Source organism: Anabaena sp. CCY 9402-a, from assembly GCF_963920945.1.
Lineage (GTDB): Bacteria > Cyanobacteriota > Cyanobacteriia > Cyanobacteriales > Nostocaceae > Trichormus > Trichormus minutissimus.
Map to the genome: position 1 here is coordinate 1 of NZ_CAWUDL010000083.1, position 26,196 is coordinate 26,196.

Consider the following 26,196-nt stretch of genomic DNA (forward strand, 5'->3'; position numbering starts at 1 on the left):
TAATGTATCGCCTGACATTGTTAATGTATCGCCTGACATTGTTAATGTATCGCCTGACATTGTTAATGTATCGCCTAACATTGTTAATGTATCGCCTGACATTGCCAATGTATCGCCTGACATTGCCAATGTATCGCCTGACATTGCCAATGTATCGCTACTTCTGTAGATTCAAGTTCCTTTAGCTGTTTGCCCTATAATAACCCGGTCACGTATGCGATCGGGGAGAAATTTAATCATTAAGTCTACAAATTTAGCCTCCTTTCCTACCAGGTAACGAGTTTTAGGTCTTTTCGTAGTCAAGGCATTAACCACAGATTGAGCGACCATATCCGCCGAAATGCCATTTTTGCCTGATTTAATTACTGATTCGCAAGCGGCAGCAGTAGCAGTACCGTAGAGGTCTTTAGCTTCGGGTGGTAGATCCTTGACTGTTTTGTTAGTTGTGGTGACAGCCCTCTCCCAAATTGGCGTAGCAACATAGCTAGGCTCAATTATGGAGACAGAAATCCCCCAAGGTTGCAGTTCCATCCGCAGTACATCTGTAAATGCTTCCATCGCAAATTTAGCAGCAGAGTTTGATCCCAAGAAAGGCATTGCCATTTTGCCAATAATTGACCCAATATTGACAATTCGCCCTTGACTGCGGCGCAAAAGTGGGAGAAATGCTTGGGTGACAGCTATCTGTGCGATTACATTGACTTCCATCTGCTGCCGCAATTCTGCGATCGCTAGACACTCCAGGGGACTGACAACGGCTATGCCGGCGTTATTAACTAAGCCCCATAGACCAAGATCACCAACAGCCTTATTTACAGTCTCTACTGCGGCAGCAATAGAAACTGCATCTGTGATATCGAGCCAGATAGGTGTCAGGCGATGAGATGCCTGACTTTTCAACATCTCCGCATCTGCTGGGTTACGTACACCGGCAAAAACCTGGAATCCTAACTTATCTAGTTGCAGGGCGCAAGCTTTGCCAATGCCTGTAGATGCTCCAGTTACAACTACTGCACCTTGAGTTGTTATCACCATATAAAATTGTGTACTTTGTATTGTTTTAGTAAAATGCTGGGAATGATTAAAGTTTGGAATAAGGAGTAAAGTCCTTATTACGAAAATAAGTTTAATTTTGGGTTTCAATCCACCGCTAAATTGAAAATTTAGCGGTCTTCCCTACGGGACGCTACGCGTTCGCGAAGCGTCCCGCAGGGAACAATTAGTGGTGGGTAGCCTACGGCAAGCAAGCTAAAAGCACCCACTAATTGTCTTTAATTTTGAATTTTGAATTTTGAATTTTTAATTGGAGCGAAGCGACTTGACGGATGGCATCCACCACTAATTTAGGTTGATCGATATGGATATTGTGTCCGCTAGTTTGAGCTATTTGCAAACTCCCTTGTGAAGAAAGTTGAGCTATTTCTGCTTGCAATTTTTCCCAAGTTAAACCAGCTTTTTTGGCTTGTTGATCTGGTATGTTAGAAAACATATTGATTCCATGAGACAGCACTATCAATGGTAAGTCATCTGATAACTTTGACTGACTAACCTGCTGAGTGCTGATTTCCATTAAGAGGCTTTCAGCGATCGCGGTTTCAAAAGTTTTAGGCAGAAACTTGGCCACAATCATGGGTTGAATCTTTGATGGCAACTTTCTGACAAACTCCGGTGTTGCTTGTTTACCTAGCAATTGCACCAACAACCGCAACAAACCTAGTCTGGTAATTAGCGACAAAGAGCGAAACATCCGCCTAGTTGCGGCCATGTTGTTTTGAAACACTGGTGCAAGACGTGCATATACATTCGCTGGGACTGCATCTACTAATACTATTCCCACAACCTCATCTGGGTACTGACTGGCAAATAGACGTACATTTAACCCACCCAAGGAATGACCTACTAAAATATAAGGGCCTTTAATTCCAGCATTAGTCAGTAATGTACGCAATTCCTCAACCATTTCCTGACTAGTGCGGGGTTTAGAACTAGATTCACTCCAACCATATCCAGCGCGATCATAAGTACACACACGGGCAAATTTAGCTACTTCTGACTCTACCAGACTCCAGACTAGAGACAAACCGCCCAGTCCGTATTCCATCACTACAGTTGGACTACCTTCACCTACACAATTGATATGGAGTTTGTAGCCTCCCACATCGACCAGCTTACCTGGTGGTGGATATTTATCTATATCTGCGCGAGTAGCGATCGCTTGGTATACTGCTCCAGCTAGTACCAAAATGAATAGAAGCACAAAACTACCAAGCAAATATCTCATAAGGTCTTCCATAGCTAACTTGAACAAATATTAATTTCTTCTCCACCTATAGCAATCCTATATTTCGGTTTAGAAAACTCTACCAAAACTCAGTTCACAACTTAAAGAGAAGTGCTACACACACCGTAACAGGGACTAATTCCAGGTTTACCATTCACTAAAGTTAAGTAAAGAGAACACTTGCCCAGAGTCTCGGAATCCCAGGAATAAATCGGAATTCCTGTACAAGAGGTAGAATTATGAACTGCTTCTGGTAAATCTCTGAAGGTAATATTATTCATTTTTTTACCTAAATTAGCAGCAGAAATTGCTGAAGCTAAAATAAATAATGAGCCAATTTCACTTAAGCATCTGCTCTCAAGAGAGATATTTTTTCCTACTTGAATATCATTGATTTCTGCTTCAGATAGGGTTAAACCTAGGCGATTTATCGCTTTTTGGATTTCTCCTGTTTCTAGATTTTGTGTTAAGTAAGACATTGTTGTTGCTTCCATAATCAATACTTAGTGGATAATAGCAGTGAGCATGATTTTAAACTGGGGTTATATATGACTTTCCCTGTGATGTGAATTAATAAATTCAACAGCGTCAAGAAAAGTCATATCTGAAAAATTGCAGAGACTTAAGAAACCTTTTCTCGCAACCAAGAATGTTTTTCTGGTTGGTATTTATAACCCTTGAACTCTTGGCGCACTCGTTCGATTTCACTGTTGTTTGGTAAACCTTTGGTCTTAGATTTGTAGATAAACTCACCCACAATAGCTTTAGCTGACAATCCTAACATCCGCAGGAAATAGAACCAATGTTTAGGGGTTAATAAACCACGGATACCAAAACCTTTCCACTGGAACATCACATACCAAATCGCGATGTAAAAGTAGGTATATTTCATACTGGCAAAAACATTGCATCGTCGTGGCTCAAATTTGGTATTTTCTAGGAAGTTATCGAAATGTGCAAGTGTCCCATATTTACCAACCAATTGATCTGCTCGATAAACATCCATGAATCCAATATTTGCACCCTGCTCTACCAATTGGTTAAACTGCTTGCATAAATCAGCAAAAATTCCATCTACGTTACCGTTGGCAATCTTCACATATCTGGGGATGAAATTCAGATCCAAATGCCACTTACCTATATATGTAGGGATATGAACTCCAAACCACCACATATACTCAAAGTAAATACGCCAACTCATGACACTGGCATGACCGAGTTGCTCGGCATGACCCCGGTAGAGACAGTTAACAGTCCGAGCATAAGCCAAGTTGAAATCGTTGTAAGCAGCTCGTTTAGCTTCCGCGTCTGCTTCCCCTGCTAATTTAGCGCGGATGATTTCTGTGATACCTTCTACCGCAAAGGCAATCATTGTTGTCCCATAAGAATAGAAAGCATCAAAGATATGAGAGGAATCACCAACTACATACCAGTTATCAGGGGAAAACATGATTTTACTTCTATGGGCAATCCTCTGGCGATAATTAAAATCGACTACTTCACCACTATCGATGATGTCAGCCAGCAGCTGGTGATTAGCTTTCAAGAACCCAGAGAACTTATCTAAAGTATTGATTTTTTCCGATGGAATCACATCATGATGATGGATAACGCCAATAGATAAATCCATTGATTTCTTGTCTATAGGAATCATCCATAACCAATGACCGTGACCAAAATAATGATTAGTAGAGTAGTAATGGCTATTTGATGTCCCCTCTGGGTGATAGCCTGAGTGAAAAATGGTGCGGTCTACATTTTTGACCCGTAGCCAAGCTGAACCATTGTTGAGTCCCAAGAGGTTCTCTGGGCCAAATAAAACGTTATCTGTCTTGCGACCAATAATAAACTTCAGACCAGCAGCATCAACAACGTGTTTGGCTTTCAGTTCCATTGTTTCGCCACCAACTTTGATTTCTACAGTGTTGATGGCATCACCAGGAGTTAAATCCACATCAACCACGCGTCCGTTGTAGAAAACTGCTCCCATATCTTGATTCATTTTCAGCAGATCCCGCTCAAATCTGGGTCTGTGGAGATGAAAGGAAGCAATAGGAGTCTGTCTGTTTGCCCAAACGTGATAGTAGTCGTCCAAAGTCTCAGTCTGAGCCGCATCTTTTGGCCAATGGAAGTTCAGCCCAGACTTAGGAGGGTGATTTTCAATCAGATAATCATGGAGTCCTAACTCTTTACAAAGAAAAAGAGCAGCGACTTCAATTATAGACTCACCAATTTTTAAATCTTTGTCTGACCGTTCTACTGGACGTGGGTCTATCAGTGCAATTTTGATGTTGGGGATGTTGAGCAGCATATGTCGAGCCTGGCACAAACCAGCAAATCCCGCACCCATAATTACAACATCATATTCTGGTGACTGAGTAGTGTACATAGTTTAATCTTTCCTAATAGTTTTAAACGACAATTGTGGGAGTTTTTGTCAACATCTCCAAAAGCTTTAACAAAATTCCTGGAGATGTGTGATTAATTAACATCAATTCAACGTAATCTAGCGACTTCCAAAATTTGATTTACATCTGCCTCTTTAGCAGTGGTTTTGGTAGTCTTTTCTGTCATCCAAGGCTGAAGTTCTGGTCGAAATTGATAACTTTGGCGGAACTCTTGGCGCATTTCTTCAACTTCGGTATTGGCTGGCAACCCTCTAGTTTTGAACTTATAAACCAATTCCCCGATCGCAGCTTGGCCTGACAATGCTAATAGTCGCAAGAAGTGATAAATATTACGTGGTTTGAGCAAGCCTTGAATCCCAAAACCTTTCCACTGGAACATAAAATACCAAATAGCAACATAGAAGCAAGTGGCTTTTAGACTACCAAAAACATTACAACGACGAGGTTCTAATTTAGAATTTTCTAAAAAGTCATCGAAGTGTTTTGCAGTGTAATAGTCATTGATTAATTGATCAGAACGGTAACAATCCATCAACCCGATATTTGCATTCCGTTCTACCAGTTGATTGAACTGTTGATATAAATCTGCGAAGAGTCCGTCTACATTGGCGTTGAGGGTTTTTAAATAGATGGGGATGAAAGTTAAATCCAAATGCCATTTACCAACATACATAGGCACTTGCACACCGAACCACCACATATACTCGAAATAAACCCGCCAACTCATCACACTCGCATGACCTAACTGTTGAGCATGACTGACATAGAGACAGTTGACGCTCCGGGCATAACCCAAGTTAAATTCGTTATAAGCAGACCGTTTCTGCTCTACATCTGCCTCACCCGCTAGTTGAGCGCGAATAATCTCTGTCACACTCTCAATTGCTAAGGCAATAGTTGTTGTGCCATAGGAATAAAAGGCATCAAACATATAGGCAGCATCACCAATCACATACCAGTTATCTGGGGAAAATAGAGTTTTACTTCTATGGGAAACTTTAGGCCAATAATTGAAATCAACTAGTTCACCACTGTCAATAATTTTGCCCAGAATTTTGTGATTATCATTGATAAACTGCTGGAATTTTTGCTTTGTACCAACGATTTCAGAAGGAAGTTCCTGATGATGATGGATGATACCAATAGACAATTCTTTTAACTCAGTATCAATGGGAATCATCCATAACCAGTGACCATGACCAAAATAGTGATTCGTAGAGTAGTAATGACTAATCGATGAATTTAAAGGGTCATATCCACTATCAAAAACAGTGCGATCGACATTTTTAACCCGCATCCAAGCTGAACCAATATCCAGCCCCATCATGTTTTCTGAACCAAAAATTACATTGTCAGTTTTGCGTCCAATAATAAACTTGCGTCCTGCGGCATCAATGATATGTTTGGCTTTCAATTCCATTTGTTCATTGCCGACTTTGATGCTAACAGTCTTAATAGCATCTTTAGGAGTTAGATCCACATCTAGCACGCGTCCGTTATAGAAAAACGCGCCCATCTTTTTATTCATTTGTAGCAAGTCCCGCTCAAACTTGACGCGATTAATTTGAAAAGCTGGAATTGCTGGCTGTCGGTTAGACCAGATATGAAAGTAGTCGTCTAGATTCTCGGTTTGAGCAGGGTCTTTTGGCCAATGGAAACTTAATCCCAATTTAGGTGTATGATTTTCAATTAAATATTCATGAAGTCCTAATTCTTTAGCTAGAAAAAGAGCCGCAATTTCAATTGTTGATTCACCGATTTTTGAATCTTTATCAGAGCGTTCTTCGGGACGAGGATCAACCAAAGCAACGCGAATACCTGGGATCTGTAGCATCAGGTGTCTGGCTTGACACAAACCGGCAAAGCCAGCACCCATAATTACGACATCATATTCTAAAGATTCGGTTGTATACATTATTAACTCCTTAATAAATTCTTTTTGAGGCTCAATTTAGCCAATAACTTGAGAAGGGATGTATAGTCATCAGGAGTTGCAACCTAAATTATTCATTTACCTTGAGCCTTTGCTAACTTGCAGGTATTTTCCGCCCCGATGACTATGACTTAGCGCAGTAAAACTTTTTCTTGACTAGTAACCAATGAATCTTGAGGTTTTACCGATGAAACTTCTACATTCCAAGGCTGTAGCTCAGGTTGATATTGGTAACTCTTAAACTCCTGGCGCATATTTTCAACTGTACTGTTGTTAGGTAAGTCTCTAGTTTGGAATTTATGCCGAGCTTCACCCATTGCAGATATACCTGATTGCACTAAAAGTTGGAAGATATAGTAGAGATTTTTCGGTTTGAGCAGACCAACTAGTCCAAAGGCTTTCCATTGAAATTTCACATACCAAACAGCAATATAGAAGAAAGCATTCTTCATGCTGGTATAGATATTGGAACGCTGCGGTTCAAACTTACTATTTTCTAGATAATCCTCAAAGTGTTTGAAGGTGTAGTATTTCCCCAGTAACTGATCTGCTCGCACAGGATCCATAAAACCGATGTTAGTACCCTTATCAACCAATTTGTTCAACTGTTGGTAAACCTCTGGGAAAATTCCATTTAAATAAGAGCGGAAAGGCCCCATGAACTCACGTAGAAATTGAGGCTGTAAGTGCCACTTGCCAATGTACATTGGTACTAGGATGCCAAACCACCACATATACTCGAAATAAATTCGCCAACTCATAATACTAGCGTGTCCCAATTGTTTGGCATGGTCACAGATGAAGGTATTAACGCTATCAAAGAAAGTCAGATTATATTCGTTATAAATTGACCTTTTCTCCTCAGCATCAGCCTCACCTGCAAGTTTGGCGCGGATGATTTCTGTCACACTTTCAATGGTGAAAGCAATCATGGTTGTACCCAAGGAGTAAAACGCATCAAACATACAAGCCGCATCGCCAATTACATACCAGTTATCGGCAGAAAATAGGGTTTTACTTTTATGGGGGACTTTAGATAAATAATTGAAGTCTACGCTCTCACCACTTTGGATAATGTTATAGAGAACAGTATGATTAGCTTGCAAAAACTTATAAAACTTCTCTTGAGTGTTGATAGTATTTGCCGGAATTACGTCATGATGGTGCATAACCCCAATTGATAATTCCTGGGCTTGAGTATCAATAGGAATCATCCACAGCCAGTGTCCAGCCCCAAAGTAGTGATTGGTAGTATAGTAATGAGTAACAGCAGATCCTAGCGGGTCGTAACCACTATGAAATAGTGTGCGGTCTACATTTTTCACCCGCACCCAAGCCGAGCCATTATTCAAACCAAGCAAGTTTTCTGGGCCAAATAAAAGATTATCTTGCTTTTTACCAATGATAAACCTGCGCCCGGCTGCATCAATGATATGCTTGGCTTTTAATTCTATCTGTTCACCATTAAGCTTGACTTTGACTGTTTTAATGGCATCACCGGGAGTTAAATCAACATCTAATACGCGCCCATTGTAGAATTTAATTCCCATCTCCTGATTCATTTTGAGCAAATCGCGCTCAAACTTAGCACGGTTAATTTGAAAAGTAGGGATAGGCGGCTGACGGTTGATCCAAATGTGATAGTAATCGTCGATAGTTGCAGTGTTATTTGGTTGTTTTGGCCAATGAAAATTTAATCCAGCTTTGGGTGGGTGATTTTCAATCATGTAATCGTTGAGTCCTAATTCTTTACCAATTAGGAGTGCGCCGATTTCAACTGTTGATTCACCAACTTTGAGATCGTTTTCATCTCTATTTTCAGGTCTGGGGTCAACTAGGGCAACTTTGATATGAGGAACTTTGAGCATTAAATGTCTGGCTTGGCACAAACCTGCAAAGCCAGCACCCATAATTACGACATCATATTCTAATGATTGATTGTTGTTCATAGCAAAGTTCTGGTGTGGTTATATTGTTAGAAATTGCAGTTAAATTTTGTTTCGTATTTGTAACCTGCAAACTCTTGATTTTTCAGTGCCTAAATATTATTCAGATGGAAACCATGATTTTATGCAGGGTATCTGTTGTCTTAATAATGATTTACTTTTCTGGGTGATAGTCTTGCAAGATGCAATGAATCCTGTCGCTACATAGAAATGTTGGGCTTATATAGTGGGTAGAGACGTTGCAGTACAACGTCTCTACAGGCGTTATTATTTTGGCAAATTATCTGATCCGAACCGTATTGGCTACAGATTTCTATTTTTTAGGCTTAACCGCGTAATATTAGACATCTCCAAAATAGTATTATTCTGTGATAAAAGAACATTAAAGAGTTATTTTGGCACAGAAGAATGAGCAATATACTGAATTACATTGAAGAAAATCCTAAACAAACACAAAGGTTAATAGGTCTGGAATATTAACAGTTACAACAATTAATCATAAATGCGGAACGATTATATCATGAAAAAAAAGCTTCACTAGAATCTAAGAAAGTTAGAATTATTGCTAGTGGAGGAGGTCGTAAACCAAAATTACCTATTCCCGAACAAATCATTTTAACTTTGGTGTATCTCCGGCATCTAACAACCTTCCAACTTCTAGGTATTCAGTTTGAAGTAAGCGAGTCTACCGCCAATGATACATTTAACTATTGGTTGCCTAACTTGCGAGAATTACTGCCATCCAGTTTGCTTGAACAAGTAAAAAAAAACGCTTCTGACTATGAAGTAGTAAAAGAAATACTCACAGAGTACGAATTAATAGTAGATAGCTACGAGCAAGTCAGAGAAAGACCTGGAGACAATGATGAACAAAAGAAATATTTTTCAGGTAAGAAGAGTAATCATACATTTAAAACTCAAATGATTATTTTACCTGATGCTAGTGATATCGTTGATGTTGTGGCAGGTGAACCTGGACCAAAAAGCGATATAACTTTGTTCCGAGAATATCGCTCAGAGTTTGACCCCAAACAAAGATTTAAAGGAGATAAGGCATATATTGGAGAAGATTTAATTACAACTCCAATTAAGAAACCAAGAAATCGAGAACTAACGACTGAGCAGAAAGAACAAAATAAAATATTTTCATCTAAACGGATCTTTGTTGAACATCGAATTCGCTCAGTCAAAATATTTCGAGTTGTTCAAGAAAGATTTAGGTTAAATCCCTACAAATATGAGCAAGTAATTTTGACGATTTGCGGACTAGTAAGGTTACGAATTCGAGGGCTAATATTACCATTAGAAATATCGGCTATATCATCAGGTTGAAATTACCGCATATAACTAGATATTTTTGCCTAATTATCAACAGCAAATATCTCAAAGTCTTATTTCATCGTACAGAATCGCTAATTTAAGATGATTGCATTTAGTGGCTACAGCCTAGCTAAACAAAGGCTTTGACTGTTTTCGGAGATGTCTATTGACGAAGAATCTGCTTTTAGCTTTGAGCGAAAATATTGATTCATCTTGCAAATATGCAACGCAAAAAAGCAGTAGCCAAATTTCTGGCTACTGCTTGAAAATGAGTTGGGTCTATTTAGAATGCAATTTTTTCTTTTAACTCTACAGAGTCCATTTCTGTTAGTGCTTGCAGGACTTCTGACGGCCAATTTGCTGTAACTGGAGTACCATCTGCTAGGCGAGTTACCCAGGCGACCTCTTGTTGTCCGACATGGAGTTTTTCCATTGTGCCGTCGGGTTGTTCGCGGAAGAACTCAAAGTTAAACACTGCACCAGATTGGGAGACTGACTTGACATACAGGAAGACGCGAATCTTATCGAAGGGCATTGCTTCTCGTAAGTAGTCCATGCGGCTGTAGAGACAAACCATCTCACCACGGGGATTAGAAACTCGCAGATATTCAGGTGCGACTGAGTATAAGAAGAGGTCGAGGATTCGTCCTTGCCAGATGAAGTAATTACCGTAGTAAACGTTACCTACTAAGTTCGATTCTTCTAGAGTGGTTTGGAAAGCTTCCGACCGGAGTAACTTACCATAGCGGTTTAAGGAACTGGGTGCTTCGTAAACGATCGCACCGCTATTGAGTTGCGCCAAGCTAGATGGTAGAGGTGGTAGAGGTAAAGTTTCTGGCCGTCTCAAGTCGAGGGTGGCTGGCTCTTTGGCGGCAAATCGATCCAGATATTCTTGGAGATATGGCGGGAAGGGCATAGGTGAAGGTACACCGTAGCTAACTAATCTTACCCAAGTTGCTTTCACTTCAGCGATCGCAATTCTCTCTAGAGAATGATCAGGCAAGACTCGGCAAAACTCAATATATGTTTCAAAAGATGAACCGACTACGTTACCTACCCAAGCTCTGGCTTGCAAGACATCATAGGAAGTTGCTTCTCCTAAGACGCGCAGACTCACAGCATTAGTTACCATCCCCCAATCACCGCTCAAGAAGTCCGATAACATCTGCTTTGCTATACTCTCCATCGGTAGTTCGCGGATTTTGCCAATCCAGCGAAAGTATTGTGAGAAGTAGACGCGACGGCTAATACTACCACTGTCTTTGAAACTGACTTGAAAACGTTGTTCGTAGGCTAGTTGTCCTTGAGGGCCATCTTGGGTGTAGCGGGTGCTGTGGCGGTCAATTTCACTGGTTTGAGGAACAATGGCGGATGATTGCACCTGTAGCTGTAGTTGTGGTTGGCTCACTAGAATAGCTATCATCCGTTCTGGGGGACGGGTAAGCTTGACTGGAACTGTCACCACTAAGTAATCACCTTCAGTTGTCTGAGCCTTGAGTAGTACACTGTCACCTTGTTTGGCGACGATGGAAAACTCTGGATGGCTGCCGTTGAATGCTTTACGCACTGCTTCTAATGCTGACCAGATTCTCGTGCCGGCTCTGTCGCGTGTGTCGCCTTTGCTGACCAGTTCATCTACTATCCGGCTGCGCTTGGTACTGAGTAATGCTACCCAATCATCTTCTGTGCGGTGAGTAATTGACTCGATATCGCAGCCTTGAGGAGTATCAGAGACAACACACAGACAATAGCGATCGCAGTGAGATAAAGATAGTTGCAGTCCAGCTACACTAGCACCAGTCAATTCTGGTTTCCCTGAAGGTAGGGTTTTCATCCCAAATTTGATTTCTGCATCTGCTACTAATCCCAACTTGGTTTTCAAGGCTTGGGCAACAATTGGCTGTTCTTGCTCACGCCTTTGCTTTTTCGACTGTGCTTGTAAGTTGGGGGCATATCCTAGAGCTACGGCTGGTTGATTTAAACCAAATTCTTGAAAGCTAGTATTAAGTACCTGTGCTAATTTTTGGCGATCGCGAATTTCAGGATGAGCCAATTCAGCTGCGGTGGGGTTGGTGGGATGTTCTTCCAGAATCCGCAGTCTATAACCAGTCAGGTGTTCTAAGATGTATCCTTGGCTATCAGTGGTAAACACTTCACTGATATATTCCCGTCCTTCTTTCTCTAACAACAGGACTGTAACTAATCGCTCAGTTGTCTCTGGCTGGGAATTCTGGAACAATTCAATTTTGCCAATCTGGACTGGTAAACAGATATCCTGCGGAATAGTCAATTGTACAGATTGCAACAATACATCCCGGAAGTAAGGATCGCCCAGCAAGATATAATCACCTTGACCAGAACCAAAGCTTTCTGTCAGCAGTTCGGCGGCGGGACGCACATAGGAACGGAAGACACTGCTTTTCTCACTCAGGGAGAAGATTTCACCCATGCGTTGGAAGCGTGTTCCTTGGAAAAGTAAGTCTCCGTACAGATCAACTTGAGGATTTAAAGTCAGGGCTTGACCTAGTTCTGGTTTTAACTGTGTACCTAATTTTGGTTGACCTAGAACAAAGATGGCGGCGAAGTGGTCGGTTTTAAAGCCTGTTTGTTCAGTGCGAATCCCCACTTTGACTCGTTGTTCTCCGTTGTGGTCAACTTCCATCACCTCGGCACGTAGCTCAATTTCGATGCCTGTAGTGGGATTCACTACTACGGGACGCTGAAGGGAGATATCTTCAATGCGGACAATTTGTGGTTTGATCGTACCAGTTACGTAGGCGATCGCCTGCGCCATTGCTTCTAAACCAAAGACTGTGGGGAATAGGTAAGAACCTCGCCAAATATGGTCTTGCACATACAAATCCCGTTCTACACTCAAGTGAGTTCTAGCTGTCAACTCCACACCTGGTTCTAAATATAAAACCTGCTCGATGAAACGCAGTTGAGTTGTAGACACAGGTGCAGGAGACCAAGTATCAAGTCCTCCCAAGCGGGCTGCAATGATTACCTGTTGCACTCCAGGATCACATTCAAACAATTTCAGGAAACGACTGACTCCTTCTTCAGTGGAAATAGCTCCAATCCCCATGCGGTCTAGGTGTTTCACACTACCCATTTTCGCCCCCATGCCTACTTCTCCCCAAACGCTATAGGCGAGAGAAATAACTTGGGTTTGGGGATGGTCACTAGCAAAGCGACGCAGCATAATGTCCAAAGATTCGTTAGCAAAGGCATACCAGGCGTTACCAGGCATTCCGGTGACTCCGATAATGGAGCTAAAGCCAACAAATAGTTTGGGTGGTGCTGAAGCTAAGGCTTGTAACAGGTTATAAGCACCGAGGAGTTTGGGAGAAGCTTCTGTGACGGCGGCTTCTATGCTGACCTGTTCAACTCGGCGGGGACTGTTTAAGCCAGCACCATGTATTATCCCTGTAATTGCCCCTAATTCATTAGTAACTTGGGCAACTAACTGGTTAACTGCTTCAGCCTGAGTCACATCACAGGAGTAATAATTACAGGTCAAGTTTGCCGCATGGAATCGCTCTAAGGTACGTGCGATTTCATTTTGGGTTTGTCCGGGAGTGGGGGCAGGAGATTGACCCACTAAAGCCATTTTCACGCCAGTGGCTTGGGCTAGAGCTAAAGCGCACTCAGCAGTAATGCCCTTTGCACCACCTGTCACCAAGATGACATCTTGTTCTGACCAGGAAAGTGTGCGTTGAGTGTAGTCGGTAGGTTGTTGTAAACGAGATTGGGGTACTAAGCGGACGAGATCAGCATCATAACCAACAGTGGCGATCGCTTCACTTCCTGAAAGTTCGTTGATGACTAATTCAGCTGCACAGGTTGACTCAATCTCTGAAGCTAGGTCTACCACCCGCACCCGTAAATCAGGCCGTTCTAGGTGCAAACTGCGGGCAAATCCAGCCGCACAACATACTTCTGGATTCATGGTTTGAGAACCACTACCAAAACGACCGCCACCAAACTGGACATAGGCAACACAACTCTTAGCAATAGCAGTAGAAATACTATTGAGTCTTGCTACCATCTGTGCTAATTCTAAAGATTTTTGTGCTGTATCAGAATTAGGTAGTAAAGCAATATAATGAGAGATAGTTTTTTTTACAACAGAGTCGTCTGCCAATAATTCGTGGTAGGTGACTTTTTTTATTTGCGCTCCGACTGAGATGAGCTGTTCGCTCAAGGCCTTAGCTAATGGATCTTCTACTTGATCTGAGACTATCAAAACCTGGGCTTTTGACCAATCCTCTTGGTCAATGATTTTAGCATTTTCAGCTACATAATCTATCGTAAAATTACGTACCCAATCAGAGGATTTATTAGCTACAGCTTCCACAGTTTGGGGAGCAGGCAAAGTTACAGGTGTAGCCGTTTTAACTTCAGGCTTTTTTACAGGTTGCGCTTGCTGAAGTGCCGCCACTACATCGGTTAAAGTAGCATTTGCCAGAGTCGAAGGGTCTATTGCTCCTCCTACACCAACTTGTTTAGCCGCAGTAGCAACTAATTCTGCTGCCTTGATGGAGTCGAGGTTGAGGTCATCCAGCAGGCGCAAGTCCATCGACAGGGTATTTTGGGGAAATCCAGTCTGCTGTTCTACTAACTTGAGTAGCTGTTGGGATACATCCAAGGATGGTTCGACAACCGGAGAGTTGTGGACGGCAACTGTACCAGTATTCTGAGTGGGCTGTGCTGGCAGAGTAGCGCGAATCACGTCGCCAACTTCTTTTAAGGTGGCATTTGCCAGGGTTGAGGGGTCTAGCGCACCCGCTACACCACATTGCTTACTAGCAGCAGCAACCAATTCACCGGCTTTGATTGAATCCAGATTCAAATCGTCTAGTAATTTGGCATTGAGTCCGATGCTTTCTGCTGGATATCCAGTTTGCTTAACTACTAAATCTACTAGAATTGCTTCCACATCGATGGTTGGTTGCGCAACTATTTGGGGAGTTGCTTGTGGCTGTTGCACAACTGGAGAGGAAACAATTGCAGGCTTACTGGTGGGCAGTTCAACTATATAATGCTGGTTGGCTTTAACACTGGGTTGGGATTGATGAATTGGCTTTGTCGATTGTGGCAAGCTTTGCAAATCTGCACGGATAACTTGAGCTAAAAATGAACCCCGTTGGCTAAAGTAGTTAGTTAACAGCTTGGTAAGCTCGTCGTTCATTTGATGATGTGCGGAATTTTGGCTATTCATTAGGCGTTCTCTTCGTTAATAGGTGACAAAATTGGTAAAGTTTCAATATCGGCTCGAATCAACTCAGCTAAAAATGAGCTACGTTGTGAGAAATAGGCAGATAGAGTATCAAAAAATTCTTCGTTATTTTGCTGTGTTAATTCCTCCTGTTGTATATATCTGTTCGACACGTTAGGAATATGCAAAACTTCATTGATTTGTTCTAGGGCATCTGGGAAAGGCCGCTCACAAGGATTGTCGATGAACAGACGCTGTGATGCCGGAATAAAGGGATTTACCAAACGATTTTCGTAAAGTGCTGTCCAATTAACTTCACCACCATGAATAAAGAAACTAGCTAGTACAGTGTTGAGATCGCGATCGCATCCTGGCTTAGACTCTACGGGGAAACACATAGGCGCATTTGCATTATTCGTAGCTTCTACCAAGCCAGCAAGCACTTTTCCCGGGCCAACCTCGATCATCAAATCGCATTGGGTTGCGATCGCTTTCACTAACGAAACAAAGTCCACTTGTGAAATCATTTGTCCGGCGAAGTATTCCCGCAGATTCTGTCCTGGCTGAACTTGCTGTCCGTTGACGCTGGAGAATAAGGGTAATAAATTTTGGGTAAGTTGCTCTGGAATTGGTGCATTAGCACGCAGATATGCAGATGCTTCTGCAACCATCTGGGAATGAAAGGCGTTGGCAACTGGCAGCAGGCGAGTTTGGATACCCTGATCTGCGGCACGTTTGATGGCTGCTTCAACGCTGGCTCTCTCACCAGATATGACAGTCTGAATGGGACTATTAATATTAGCTACAACTACATAGCCAGGAATTCCTTGTAAAATACTCTGAGCCGTTGCCGAATCACACGCTAGACTGGCCATTGTGCCGGCATTTTCACTCTTAGCAGCCATAGCTTTTCCACGCATAGCAGCAAAACACAGTAGAGTTTTTTCGTCATATGCTCCGGCTGCTTGAAAGGCTGTCAGTTCTCCCAAACTGTGACCACCGATCAAAGATGGCTTGATTCCCAACCGTTCCAGATAGCGTTGCCAAAGTAAGGAAGCAAAGCAGATGGCTGAGGGTGCAACATGGGTGAGCTTTTTAAACCAGTCTTGGACTTGTTCTGGATTAGCTGCACGATCGAGAGGACGATAGATTAATTGGCTGATTGGCTCAAAACCCATGTCTGCAAGCCAGTTATCTGCTTGTTGCAGCATTTCTCTAGCCCAGTCATGACGTTCTACTAAAGTCCGAGCCATATTCAACTTTTGCGAACCTTGACCGGGAAACAGAAAAGCCACGCGATGACGTTTAACGGCGTTGGCAATCCAAATGTCTTTTTGAGGGGTAACTTTCACTTCTCCCTGGGTAGGAGGGGTGTCATTCAGCATCTGTTCCAACTGCTGGAGACGCGTCATCAGTTCTTTGGGCGTACCAGCAATCACCGCAGCCCTGACAGGGTGAGATGCTTCTGTTTCTTTTGCTAGTTGGGCAGCTAAATCAACAAGTTCAGCTAGGCTCATACCTGCGGCTTGATTGATGGCTGTTTGAGTGCGTTGTAGTAGTGTTTGCACAGATGTTGCACTGAGGACAAATATCTCTGTGTCCTGATGGGAAACTAGCAATGCCCTTTCAGGTAAGCTGGGTTTCAGATGGGGCGCAGGAGCATCACCAGAAGTCAGGGTGACATGGGAGTTAATCCCACCAAATCCCATCGCGGAAACCCCAGCTACCAGTTGATCAGAGGCTGGGCGGATTTCCCCTTGAATAATTGGATAAAGACATTGGGCAGAACTATCAAAAACGGGGTTGGGGTCTTTGCAGCCTGCCGTGGGTGGTATAACGCGCTGATTTACAGCCATCACTGCTTTAATAAAACCGCCAACACCAGCCGCAGCTTTAGTATGACCTACAAGAGATTTGAAGGATGTCACGCCGCAGGAACGAGGTGCTAATTCACCATCAGCACTCATCGCGAGGGCAATGCCTTCAATTTCTGTGCGATCGCCTACGGGAGTTCCTGTACCATGACCTTCAATAAAATCTAGTTTATGGGGACTGTAACCGGCTCGCTCGTAAGCACGGCGTAATGCCTGAGATTGACCTACCTTGGAGGGGGCTGTAATTCCACCTTTGCCATCAGATGATATACCCCAGCCGTTCAGTACGGCATATACATAATTGCCATCGGCTTGAGCATCTGCCAACCGCTTTAAGACCACAAAGCCACACCCTTCTCCGGGAATAAAGCCACTGGCACGGCGGTCATAAACAGTCATATCTTGACCAGTTAACGCCCCTGTTTTGGCAAATCCAATCAGTTCAAAGGTATCTAGGCTGATATCTACGCCTCCGGCTAGGGCGAGATCAAGGTCTCCGTTAGCTAGGGCTGTAGCGGCAGTAGCAACGGCAATCAGGGAAGAAGAACAAGCTCCATCTACTGTATATCCCCCACCATTAAAGTTAAAAAAGTTACAAACTCTTCCCGCGATAGTATTAGAAAGACCCCCAGCGAGGGTATCTTCGGTAATCGGTGCAAATACAGATTTGTAGAACTGTTCCATCATCACTACCAGTTCTTCTACTGTGGATGATGGCAGACCCTTAGCCTTACCCGCAGCCCGCAAGGCTCGCCGCACATAAGGCCAGCGTAGGCGCATTGTTTGAGAACGGGTGTGTTCTCCAGTGAGGGTATTACCTAAAACCACACCAGAACGCTCAGTGGCTACACTTTGGCGAGTATATCCAGCATCTTGTAAGGCTTTTAATGCTACTTCCAGAGCTAGCCAGTGAACGATATCAGTTGATTCTACAGTTGATTTAGGAATACGTTTACCAGGCCAATCAAACTGAAAACCATCAATTACACCAGCGCGATCGCCATAGGTTTGATCTGGGGTTGTCGGTTCTGGGTCGTAATATTCAGATACAGGTAATCTTTGATCCGGCATTTGCCGAAACTGTCGCCGCCTTGCAAGTATATTTTCCCAAAGTTTTGATAAATCACTTGCTCCTGGATAGTGGCAACCCATGCCAATAACGGCAATAGCAGGAGTCTCTGCATTGATTCGCATCTTGGTATCCTTTACTCAACTATAGAAATTAGATAGGGTACTGTGAGTATTATCTGAGCATGAAATATCTGCATTAACCCTCACAACCAGGGCTGTAATTGATGCCCTAATATGTATTCAGTTCACATTCTGATTTTTATGCAAATTACTGATCACTTCTCGAACATTCAATAGCCCTGCCGTAGAACGGCAGCTTTTGCGTTATAATTTTGCCGTAGGGTTTTTCGACTTCAAATGATTGTTTTAGAGTTTAAAGCAAAAGGAAAAACATTCTCTTCGTGCATCCGCCGAATCGACGAACATGGCGAGAATCAATACGGACAATCCAGCTTTGAGCCTCTGGGTGACGAGCTTCGAGGCGATCGCTGAAGTAAGGTTAGGGAATAAACAAGCATTGGTTGGGTTGATAGAAAGAACCCCACCAACTACGAAGTAGCGATCGCACTTCGTTAATGCACTCGACAAGAGCAGCGATCGCGCTCAACATCTTGACACGCCACTACAAGACCGGCTGGACAAACTGACTATGGAGAATTCTCCTCTTTCTTCTTAGGATTATCCACTGGATCTCTAATGATCAAGAAACAACTTTTATATTCTGCACCTGTCTCCAGCAACCAAGTACCAGCCCAAGGATTAACGGGATTTCCATCATTTGCCGTAAATTCCACTGCAATATCATACTGACCGGGTTCAAAAGTATATCGTCCTATAAGTCCCTTATTGGGACATAACTTTGGAGGATTATTTACATACACCACACAATCTTTACATTCTTCTATCTCCTCGAATTTAGGAGTTGTTCCACTAAATGTAATCCGCATTTTAGCTGGAGATGTATTTTGAATTTCTATAACGGTAGAGCCATCTCCGGTAGTACCAGTCTGTCTTGGCGATTTAATATTAAGCAACCCTTTTCTACCTCTAATATCAGCAACAGTTGTTCGTGCTAGAGATCGCTTTACATTCTCTACCAACGAGTGGTCTGGATACAGCCTGATAAACTCCTCATAGATAATGATCGCTCTTTTGTAGCTCTTTTCTGCGTCGTATACTTCTCCACATGCTAGATACAGTGGTGGTAAGTTGGCGTTTGATTTTGGAACTAAATTCCTTTCAGCTAAAATCCCTATTCGATTGCAAACATTTAGAGTGGAAAGAGATGTGACTTTTGCTTTTTGAAATAACTCATACAATTTTTTTCGCGTAGGCTCTAATAAAGCACTATTATCGTAAACTGCCACTTTGGCGTAACTCAGTAACGCCAACTCAAATTTCCCATCTTTTTGCAGCCTGACGGCATCTTCAAAAAACTCACATTCTGCTTTTTTTTCTTCGGCGCGTGAAACATAATCACCAGCATCAACTAATCGAAAAGCACTAATAATTTGATTAAACTGCTCAATGGCAGAACCACACTCAGCCACTTTATAAGATTGCATGGCACTTTCATATTTTTGCTGATCTAAAAAATGTTGAACTATGCTGGGAATTCCTGTTATCGCTAGAGCTATAACTATGCCTACTAGCAACTCAGGTGGAAGCTTAGGCGAAGGATTTCGGCGAATGCTAGTCATATCTAGACAATGTAATTGACAACTACAAGGAATTGAACTGGTAATTTATACAGTATATTAGGGAAAGCATTATTATTTGAAAATTTTTACGTAAATTGAATGACAGCTTACAAATCAGTAATTAATCTAGCTTTCCTCAACATAAATTGCAGTGCCGTTTCCTCTTTAGAAATAATATCTGCTGTAGCATCCATACCAGCTTGGAGATGACACTGATCGCTATTCCCAAAGGACAGACTATCAGGTTGAATAGTCACTTCAAAATAGCTAGCAGCAGAAGTTGTTGAACCTGATGTAGGTGTAGTTGTATTATTATTTGGGTTAATGGCATCTGGAGAAACAGCTTTAACAATTCCTTTAAGAGTGCCATAATCAGGATAGGGACAGGCATTAATTCGCATTTGTGCTATTTGACCAACTGCGACATTTTGAATTTCTTGGGTGGGAATAACGGCTTTAATAATCAGAGGAGCATTATTAGGAGCAATTTCTGCCACAGCTTCACTAGCACGTAAAACTTGACCAGGGTTGCGTAAATTCAGCTTCAGGATAATACCATCACTGCTAGCTCGTAGAACAGTATCTTGTAGTTGAGTGGCGACTTGTTGAAGTTCTTTTTGCGATTGTCCGATTTGATTTTGAATTTCTACTCGTCTTTGAAGTAACGCTTGTTTTTCTTTTTTGAGAGTAGCAATAGTGGATTCACCCCTAGCAATTTCTTGAGCAATGCGTTCTTGCGCGATCGCCACCATAGCATCTGTCGGATTAACAGCCGCTTTAGCTGATTTAATTTTAGCTTTAGCGATATCAACGGATTTTTTCGTAGCTTCTAGAATGGCTTTACTCTGCTCAACAATCAGTTTTTTCTGTTCAAATTCACGCCCACCAATAGCACCAATTTCTGTTAATTGTTTATAGCGATCGCGATCCACTTCGGCAAAACTTAGATCAGCTTGGGATTTTTGTAAATCAGCTTGGGCTTTTTCTAAATTAGCTTGTGCTGCTAGTAATTCGCTGCTAGTAGTAATTTCCTTCTCCTGATATTCCCTTTGATTGCGTGCTAAATCTGCCTTTGCAGATAAAATTGATCGCTCGGCTATTGTGCTTTCCGCGATAATTTGGGTATCTAAAGCTCTAATTTGTCCATCAATTTGAATAAGTTGTAGTTTGCCCTGCTGAATGTTATCTTGCCGTTGACTCTTTTGAATTTGTAATTGTTCATCATCCAAGTGAGCAATCACATCACCTCGTTTAACAAGCTGATTTTCTTTCACCAAAATACTTTTAACTGTTCCTTCAACTTTCGGTTGTACCAGTCGAATTTCGCCTGTCGGACGTACAGTCGCCGTCGCTTTTACTGTCACATTGTATTTTATCCACGAAGATAAACTAATCCCAGTACCAACACTAGCAATGAGGAAAATTCCTGCTAAGGTTGTCCAACGACTAATAGGAGGAAGAAAGTCTTCACTTTGAACAGGTGGTAGAAGTTTTTGGTTATGAGTGTAGAGCATAATATTATGAGTCAATAGTTAATAGTCATTAGTTATTCTCTCCCCAATCCTCTATTTAAGAATTTAAAAAATCTAAATGCTCTCCCGATATAGAGCGTAACTTTTCTAAAGAACCTTGAATTTTTAACTTACCTTGATCTAGCAACACAACCCAGTCAGCCCGATTAATTACTTGGGGACGGTGGCTAATTAAAATAGTAGTTTTACCCCGACGATGTTTAAATAACTTATCTAAAACTTGTGCTTCACTGACTGGATCAAGTCCAGCAGTTGATTCATCTAAAATTAATACTGGTGGATCTGTAACGATGGCTCGTGCTATTGCTAATCTTTGCCGTTGTCCGCCAGAAATATTTGCTCCAAATTCGCCTAAAATAGTTTGATATTTCTCAGGAAGTTTACTAATAAAGTCATCAGCCTCAGCAATTTGACAAGCACTGACAATCTGCTCAAATGTAACATTAGGCGCACCTAAACGGAAATTTTCAATAATAGAACGACTCCAAAAATGAGCATCTTGAGGGACTAAAACTATCTGTTGACGTAGACAATCAAGAGCCAGGTCTTCTATGTTATAAAGTCCTATGCGGATATTACCGGATTGTAGAGGATATAAAGAAGCAAGAATTTTTGCTAAGGTACTTTTACCACAACCAGATTTACCAATAACCGCGACAACTTTACCACCAGGAAAAGTTAAAGAAAAGTCTTCTAATAACTCAATTCGTCCAGGATAATGAAAATTGACATGACTACAAACGATATCAGCATTATCAAGAATTTTGGCAAATGGTTTTTTACCATCTCCTTGATTTTCTGGTGTAGCATCTATTACTTCTGTCAGGCGTTGGGTAGCAGTTTTTGCTCGCGTAAATTCATCTACAAAAGTAATAATAGTTCCAATTAAGCCCACGAAATTACCATTCATGGAATTAAAAGCTAGCAATTGCCCAATACTTAGATTCTCTTCGGGATTAATTACCAAATTACCCCCATACCACAGCAAAGCAATACTACCAACCGCAGAGACAAAATTAGAAAATGTCCCGTTAATAATGCTAATTTGAATGGTGCTGAGTGTGGAAGTAGAAATTTTCCCAAATCTACCTTGTAATTCTTCCCAAAATTGTGGTGAGGCGGTGGTAGTTTTTAGCGTGAGTGCGCCTTTAAAGGTTTCGACTAAAACCCCTTGAGACTCAGCTTCACTGACTAAAACCTCACGAGTTTTTTGTTGCAACTTCGGCTGAAATATCACCGTAGATAATGTCATTAATATCGAGACAAATAGAGCAACTACAGTCAGTTTCCAGCTATAAAAAGCCATGAAGCCAAAGGAAATAATAGCAATAAAAAATTGACTGGGTAAACTTACAACAACTTGCGAGACTAACTGATTAATTTGGTCAATATCTCGCAGACGGCTGACAATTTCTCCACTCCGTCGAGCCTCATAATAAGAGAGTGGTAATTGTAATATTTGTCGTCCAAATTCTAAAACCAAGCCTAATTGTAGACGTTGAGCAAAGTGAGCAATTAAGTTAGATTGTACCCAAGATAAACTACTAGAAACGACATTCATCACTACCACAGCGATCGCCATCGTAGTCAGTAGTTTAGTATCACCGCGAACCAGCACATCATCGGTAAGAATTTGTAGTAAGAAGGGAGAAGCTAAAGATAAAAGTCCCAATAATATATTTAAAGGTAAAGCCTGAGCTAAAATTCCCCGAAAAACCCAAATCCGCTTAAAGAAACGCCAAAAACCACCAATTTTGTCATTTTCTTGCTCATGAAACTTGATTGGATCAGGTTCAAGCAATAGCATTAACCAATCACTCCACCCCTCTGCTAAATCTTGTGGAGACAGATAACGCAGACCGACAGCAGGATCAGCAATTATACATTTTTTGCCTTTTTTACCATATAAGACCACCCAATGATGCCCTTTCCAGTGAATAATTGCTGGTAGAGGTGCTTCATCCATCCGCTTTAAAAGTTCTGATGAAGTTTTAACTGGACGAGCATTAAAACCAAGTGTTTCTGCACCTCGTTTTAGCCCCAACAAAGTAGTACCAAATTGTCCAGTACCTACAGCCTCACGCACACTACTGAGAGTAAAATTCCGGCCATAGTGTTTAGCAATAGAGGCGATACAAGCAGCACCACAATCTTCTTCGCTGTGTTGTGGAACATAATGGTATTTCATAAAGCGAAAATACTTATATTGATTTGAACTAAGATTTTTTTTAAACAATACCCATAAAAGTATAGGTAAGTAATTATCGAAATTGCAGAAATAGCAATCTTCAATCAGGTAGTTTATATCTGCTTTATGCAGATATAACTAAATATCAACTCATAAAGTAAGTAGAAACTAGAGCAGCATAAACAGGACTTACGCAGTGATACGAAAAATCAAGGGTTTGGGGGAGGGTGAAGGGATATAGGGGTATAGGGGTGTAGGTGTTCAAAACCCTTACACCCCTATACCCTCACACCCTTACACCCATTCTTAACAAATAACCTTTGTGCGTAAGTCCTGATAAAGAATCAAAGGTTTTTAGTAAGAGCTTAAGCCCTTACTAAGAGACAGCTTTACTACCTACAGCATCTTCTTCTACGAGAGCGTCGTGCATCTTCAAATACAAAAGCTGACTCCCAAGCAAACTGAATTTCTTCTGGAGTAAGCCCAGGATTACCTAATAAAACACCAGCTCCTAGAATGAAGAAATAAGTATTCCAGTCAAAACTTACCCTTAAGCCTCCGTTGACGACAGATGCTTCTTCTGAAGTAATTTCCGTGAACAGTTGATTCTTACTTTCCATGTTTGAAATATATTTTTATTCTATGAATATAATTCACAAATATAGATATGATAATCACCAATTCTATATTTGATATGGTTGTTGATTGATACCGATAGCTGCATCAAAAAATAAATAATTCCGGAAGATTTTTTGATACATTAACGTTAAAGTATCAGCCAAAATTCAAAGCTATACAACTAAGATAATTGGCTCTATTAAAGCTGTTGTATTGTATAGTAAACAACTCAATATAGAGACAAGTATTTCATGAGAAAACTGAGAATATAAGACCCGCAACAGGAGCAGAAATTGAAGTTAACGCTCCAGTATATTGTGATGAGACAAATGGGGAATAAGGTTGAGGAGGGGGAGTAATTGGTGTTGGAGAAGAAGTGGAGGTAGGTATAAGCGGTAATAATATTTGTAATAAGTCGAGAATATTATTACTATTTCCACCATTAATAGCTACAGATTCTTCTTTTGTTAGCTCTGTAAAAAGTGAATGGGCATCTGTTTTTGGCATGATCTTCATAATTGCTTTTACACTTAAATTTATCTTTGATTAAGATAATAATCTAAATACTGAAATTTTTAAATATTCCAGTATTTAGATTAATGCTCCTTACTTTTGCAAGTAAGTATCAGTCCTATTCAGTCCTGACAAGTTAGGATAAATTCCATTAACTTGATCAGACAATTTGTTAAGTAAAGACTAGTAGAAGTCTTTTAGTATCTGCGGAAGATAGAAGATGTTACAGCATCTCTGAAGAGGTCTAAACCGAAGAATGCACCTACGCCCAACGTGTAGAATAGATTGTTCCAGTCGAAAGCAAAAGAGGTGAAGACTGGTGCATCGCCACCATTAACTAGTGCAGATTCTTGAGATGAGATTTCAGTAAATAATGTATCTTGCATGATTTTTATCCTACAATGAGAATGTTTGCATTTAGTGTTGGCTGGGAGTTAAAAGTGATTTTTATGTCGCCTCAACTCCCCGCTTAATTAAGACAATAAGTGAAAACACCAGGACTCGTCATGTAGTCTTTCTGCAAACTTATTTACCAGATTTGGCAACTTGAATTGCACTATTATGCGACGACCATTTCCGAAAAATACATCTAGCTAGTGAAATCCTTTCCTAGAGCCAGTTAGCTATCACTCCAGGAAATATTCCAGCTATCTCTAGCCAACACTTATAGATATCGAAAGACTACAATCATTACATTGGACTCACTATGAGTCAATCTGTAAAAAATATACTACCTCCAGAGAAATATAGCCACGTGCTGTCTAAGAAATATCTTCCCGAATCCACAACGCCAAACCTCCCCCACGTCCACGCGCAGCAATTAAATCTGCGTTAACGAGAAAGAAGGAAAAAAAGGGTAGTTTAGCGATAGGCTGGTTGTAAAACTCTTCAGGTTGACCTTGACTAGAGCGAATTTGTTGCCGATAAATGATACGACCAAATAAACTGAGGAACATCTGGGTAAAGTCAAAAGCCAGTATATTTTTTTTGCCTAAATACTTTGCTGGCCCTGTAAGCTTCAACAATATTGACCCCAATTGTACCTGATTAGCAATTTCACCTCTATTTAAATCTTCCTCTGGTGTCGTGTTAAAGGAAATATAAATAGTAGCCAGTTTTGGTACATACCAACCCTTACCTAAAATTATTCCTCCTCTTTCTCTAGCTTTTTTTGTCCCAGTAGCAAAACATAAACGCCATTTACCCACCAGAAACTCAAAATTGTAATTCAGTCGTTCCTGTTTGGTGATTGTTTCTGCTGCTAATAACGCATTCACGACTTCCTCCGTTGTCGGAAGTTGATTTTTTTGGTCTCGATATGCGGCAGCAACTTGAGTTAAAATGCTCAGAAAATTATGTCTATTGTTAGATGTCATGTTACTTTAATTTTTAAAAGTTCAATTTTAGATATAAAATATTATTATATGGTCTTTATTACACCAAACCAATACTGACCAAATAATGTGTTGCAGTAATCCATCGCAGACATCACCTGATTCTGCGTTTAAAAATAAAAAGCGATCGCCTAGATTCAACCTCAGGGCGAACGCATCTAAATATTAAGGAGCGATAATCAAGGTGGAATTCGCCA

17 protein-coding genes and 1 pseudogene are annotated in these 26,196 nt (G+C 41.3%); 2 read left to right on the forward strand and 16 right to left on the reverse strand.

Going from position 1 to position 26,196, the window contains the following annotated elements; translation table 11 throughout:
- Nucleotides 1-171: 171 nt before the first annotated feature.
- The 6 genes from ACM0OR_RS23515 to ACM0OR_RS23540 form a co-directional block, all read right to left on the reverse strand.
- On the reverse strand, nt 172-1,035 hold the full coding sequence (locus ACM0OR_RS23515; protein WP_414578968.1) for an SDR family NAD(P)-dependent oxidoreductase: 864 nt from the start codon (nt 1,033-1,035) through the stop codon (nt 172-174).
- Nucleotides 1,036-1,261: 226 nt separating this feature from the next.
- On the reverse strand, nt 1,262-2,281 hold the full coding sequence (locus tag ACM0OR_RS23520; protein ID WP_414578969.1) for an alpha/beta fold hydrolase: 1,020 nt from the start codon (nt 2,279-2,281) through the stop codon (nt 1,262-1,264).
- A 101-nt stretch (nt 2,282-2,382) separates the two neighbouring features.
- Nucleotides 2,383-2,775: a hypothetical protein gene (locus ACM0OR_RS23525; RefSeq protein WP_414578970.1), complete on the reverse strand. Its 393-nt coding sequence runs from the start codon at nt 2,773-2,775 to the stop codon at nt 2,383-2,385.
- Between the two features lie 128 nt (nt 2,776-2,903).
- A complete protein-coding gene (locus tag ACM0OR_RS23530; protein WP_414578971.1) occupies nt 2,904-4,670 on the reverse strand; it encodes a tryptophan 7-halogenase in 1,767 nt (588 codons plus the stop codon).
- A gap of 107 nt (nt 4,671-4,777) precedes the next feature.
- Nucleotides 4,778-6,604, reverse strand: a complete 1,827-nt coding sequence (locus tag ACM0OR_RS23535; RefSeq protein ID WP_414578972.1) for an NAD(P)/FAD-dependent oxidoreductase — start codon at nt 6,602-6,604, stop codon at nt 4,778-4,780.
- 149 nt (nt 6,605-6,753) lie between these two features.
- Nucleotides 6,754-8,571, reverse strand: a complete 1,818-nt coding sequence (locus ACM0OR_RS23540) for an NAD(P)/FAD-dependent oxidoreductase (protein WP_414578973.1) — start codon at nt 8,569-8,571, stop codon at nt 6,754-6,756.
- A 621-nt stretch (nt 8,572-9,192) separates the two neighbouring features.
- Between ACM0OR_RS23540 and ACM0OR_RS23545 the strand changes: the two are divergent.
- Nucleotides 9,193-9,249 (forward strand): annotated as a pseudogene (locus ACM0OR_RS23545) (DDE transposase family protein); the annotation flags it as partial.
- 66 nt (nt 9,250-9,315) lie between these two features.
- Complete coding sequence (locus ACM0OR_RS23550) at nt 9,316-9,900, forward strand: HARBI1 family protein (protein ID WP_414578983.1); 585 nt, start codon at nt 9,316-9,318, stop codon at nt 9,898-9,900.
- A 271-nt stretch (nt 9,901-10,171) separates the two neighbouring features.
- Here the strand turns inward: ACM0OR_RS23550 and ACM0OR_RS23555 are convergent, their stop codons facing one another.
- From ACM0OR_RS23555 to ACM0OR_RS23600, 10 genes are all read right to left on the reverse strand, one after another.
- A complete protein-coding gene (locus ACM0OR_RS23555) occupies nt 10,172-15,112 on the reverse strand; it encodes an SDR family NAD(P)-dependent oxidoreductase (RefSeq protein WP_414578974.1) in 4,941 nt (1,646 codons plus the stop codon).
- Nucleotides 15,112-18,177 (reverse strand): type I polyketide synthase, encoded by a 3,066-nt coding sequence (locus ACM0OR_RS23560; RefSeq protein WP_414578975.1) that lies wholly within the window; start codon nt 18,175-18,177, stop codon nt 15,112-15,114. The genes ACM0OR_RS23555 and ACM0OR_RS23560 overlap by 1 nt, the downstream gene beginning before the upstream one ends.
- A 243-nt stretch (nt 18,178-18,420) precedes the next feature.
- Nucleotides 18,421-18,642, reverse strand: a complete 222-nt coding sequence (locus tag ACM0OR_RS23565) for a hypothetical protein (protein ID WP_414578976.1) — start codon at nt 18,640-18,642, stop codon at nt 18,421-18,423.
- 59 nt (nt 18,643-18,701) lie between these two features.
- Nucleotides 18,702-19,754 (reverse strand): tetratricopeptide repeat protein, encoded by a 1,053-nt coding sequence (locus tag ACM0OR_RS23570; protein ID WP_414578977.1) that lies wholly within the window; start codon nt 19,752-19,754, stop codon nt 18,702-18,704.
- Nucleotides 19,755-19,861: 107 nt separating this feature from the next.
- Nucleotides 19,862-21,268, reverse strand: coding sequence for an HlyD family secretion protein (locus tag ACM0OR_RS23575; protein WP_414578978.1), 1,407 nt, complete (start codon nt 21,266-21,268; stop codon nt 19,862-19,864).
- 55 nt (nt 21,269-21,323) lie between these two features.
- Nucleotides 21,324-23,474, reverse strand: coding sequence for a peptidase domain-containing ABC transporter (locus ACM0OR_RS23580; protein WP_414578979.1), 2,151 nt, complete (start codon nt 23,472-23,474; stop codon nt 21,324-21,326).
- A gap of 392 nt (nt 23,475-23,866) precedes the next feature.
- Nucleotides 23,867-24,094, reverse strand: a complete 228-nt coding sequence (locus ACM0OR_RS23585) for a hypothetical protein (protein ID WP_414578980.1) — start codon at nt 24,092-24,094, stop codon at nt 23,867-23,869.
- A 247-nt stretch (nt 24,095-24,341) separates the two neighbouring features.
- Complete coding sequence (locus ACM0OR_RS23590; RefSeq protein ID WP_414578981.1) at nt 24,342-24,608, reverse strand: hypothetical protein; 267 nt, start codon at nt 24,606-24,608, stop codon at nt 24,342-24,344.
- A 194-nt stretch (nt 24,609-24,802) separates the two neighbouring features.
- Complete coding sequence (locus ACM0OR_RS23595; RefSeq protein ID WP_190697585.1) at nt 24,803-24,991, reverse strand: hypothetical protein; 189 nt, start codon at nt 24,989-24,991, stop codon at nt 24,803-24,805.
- Nucleotides 24,992-25,366: 375 nt separating this feature from the next.
- Nucleotides 25,367-25,981, reverse strand: coding sequence for a hypothetical protein (locus ACM0OR_RS23600; RefSeq protein WP_414578982.1), 615 nt, complete (start codon nt 25,979-25,981; stop codon nt 25,367-25,369).
- Nucleotides 25,982-26,196: the final 215 nt, after the last annotated feature.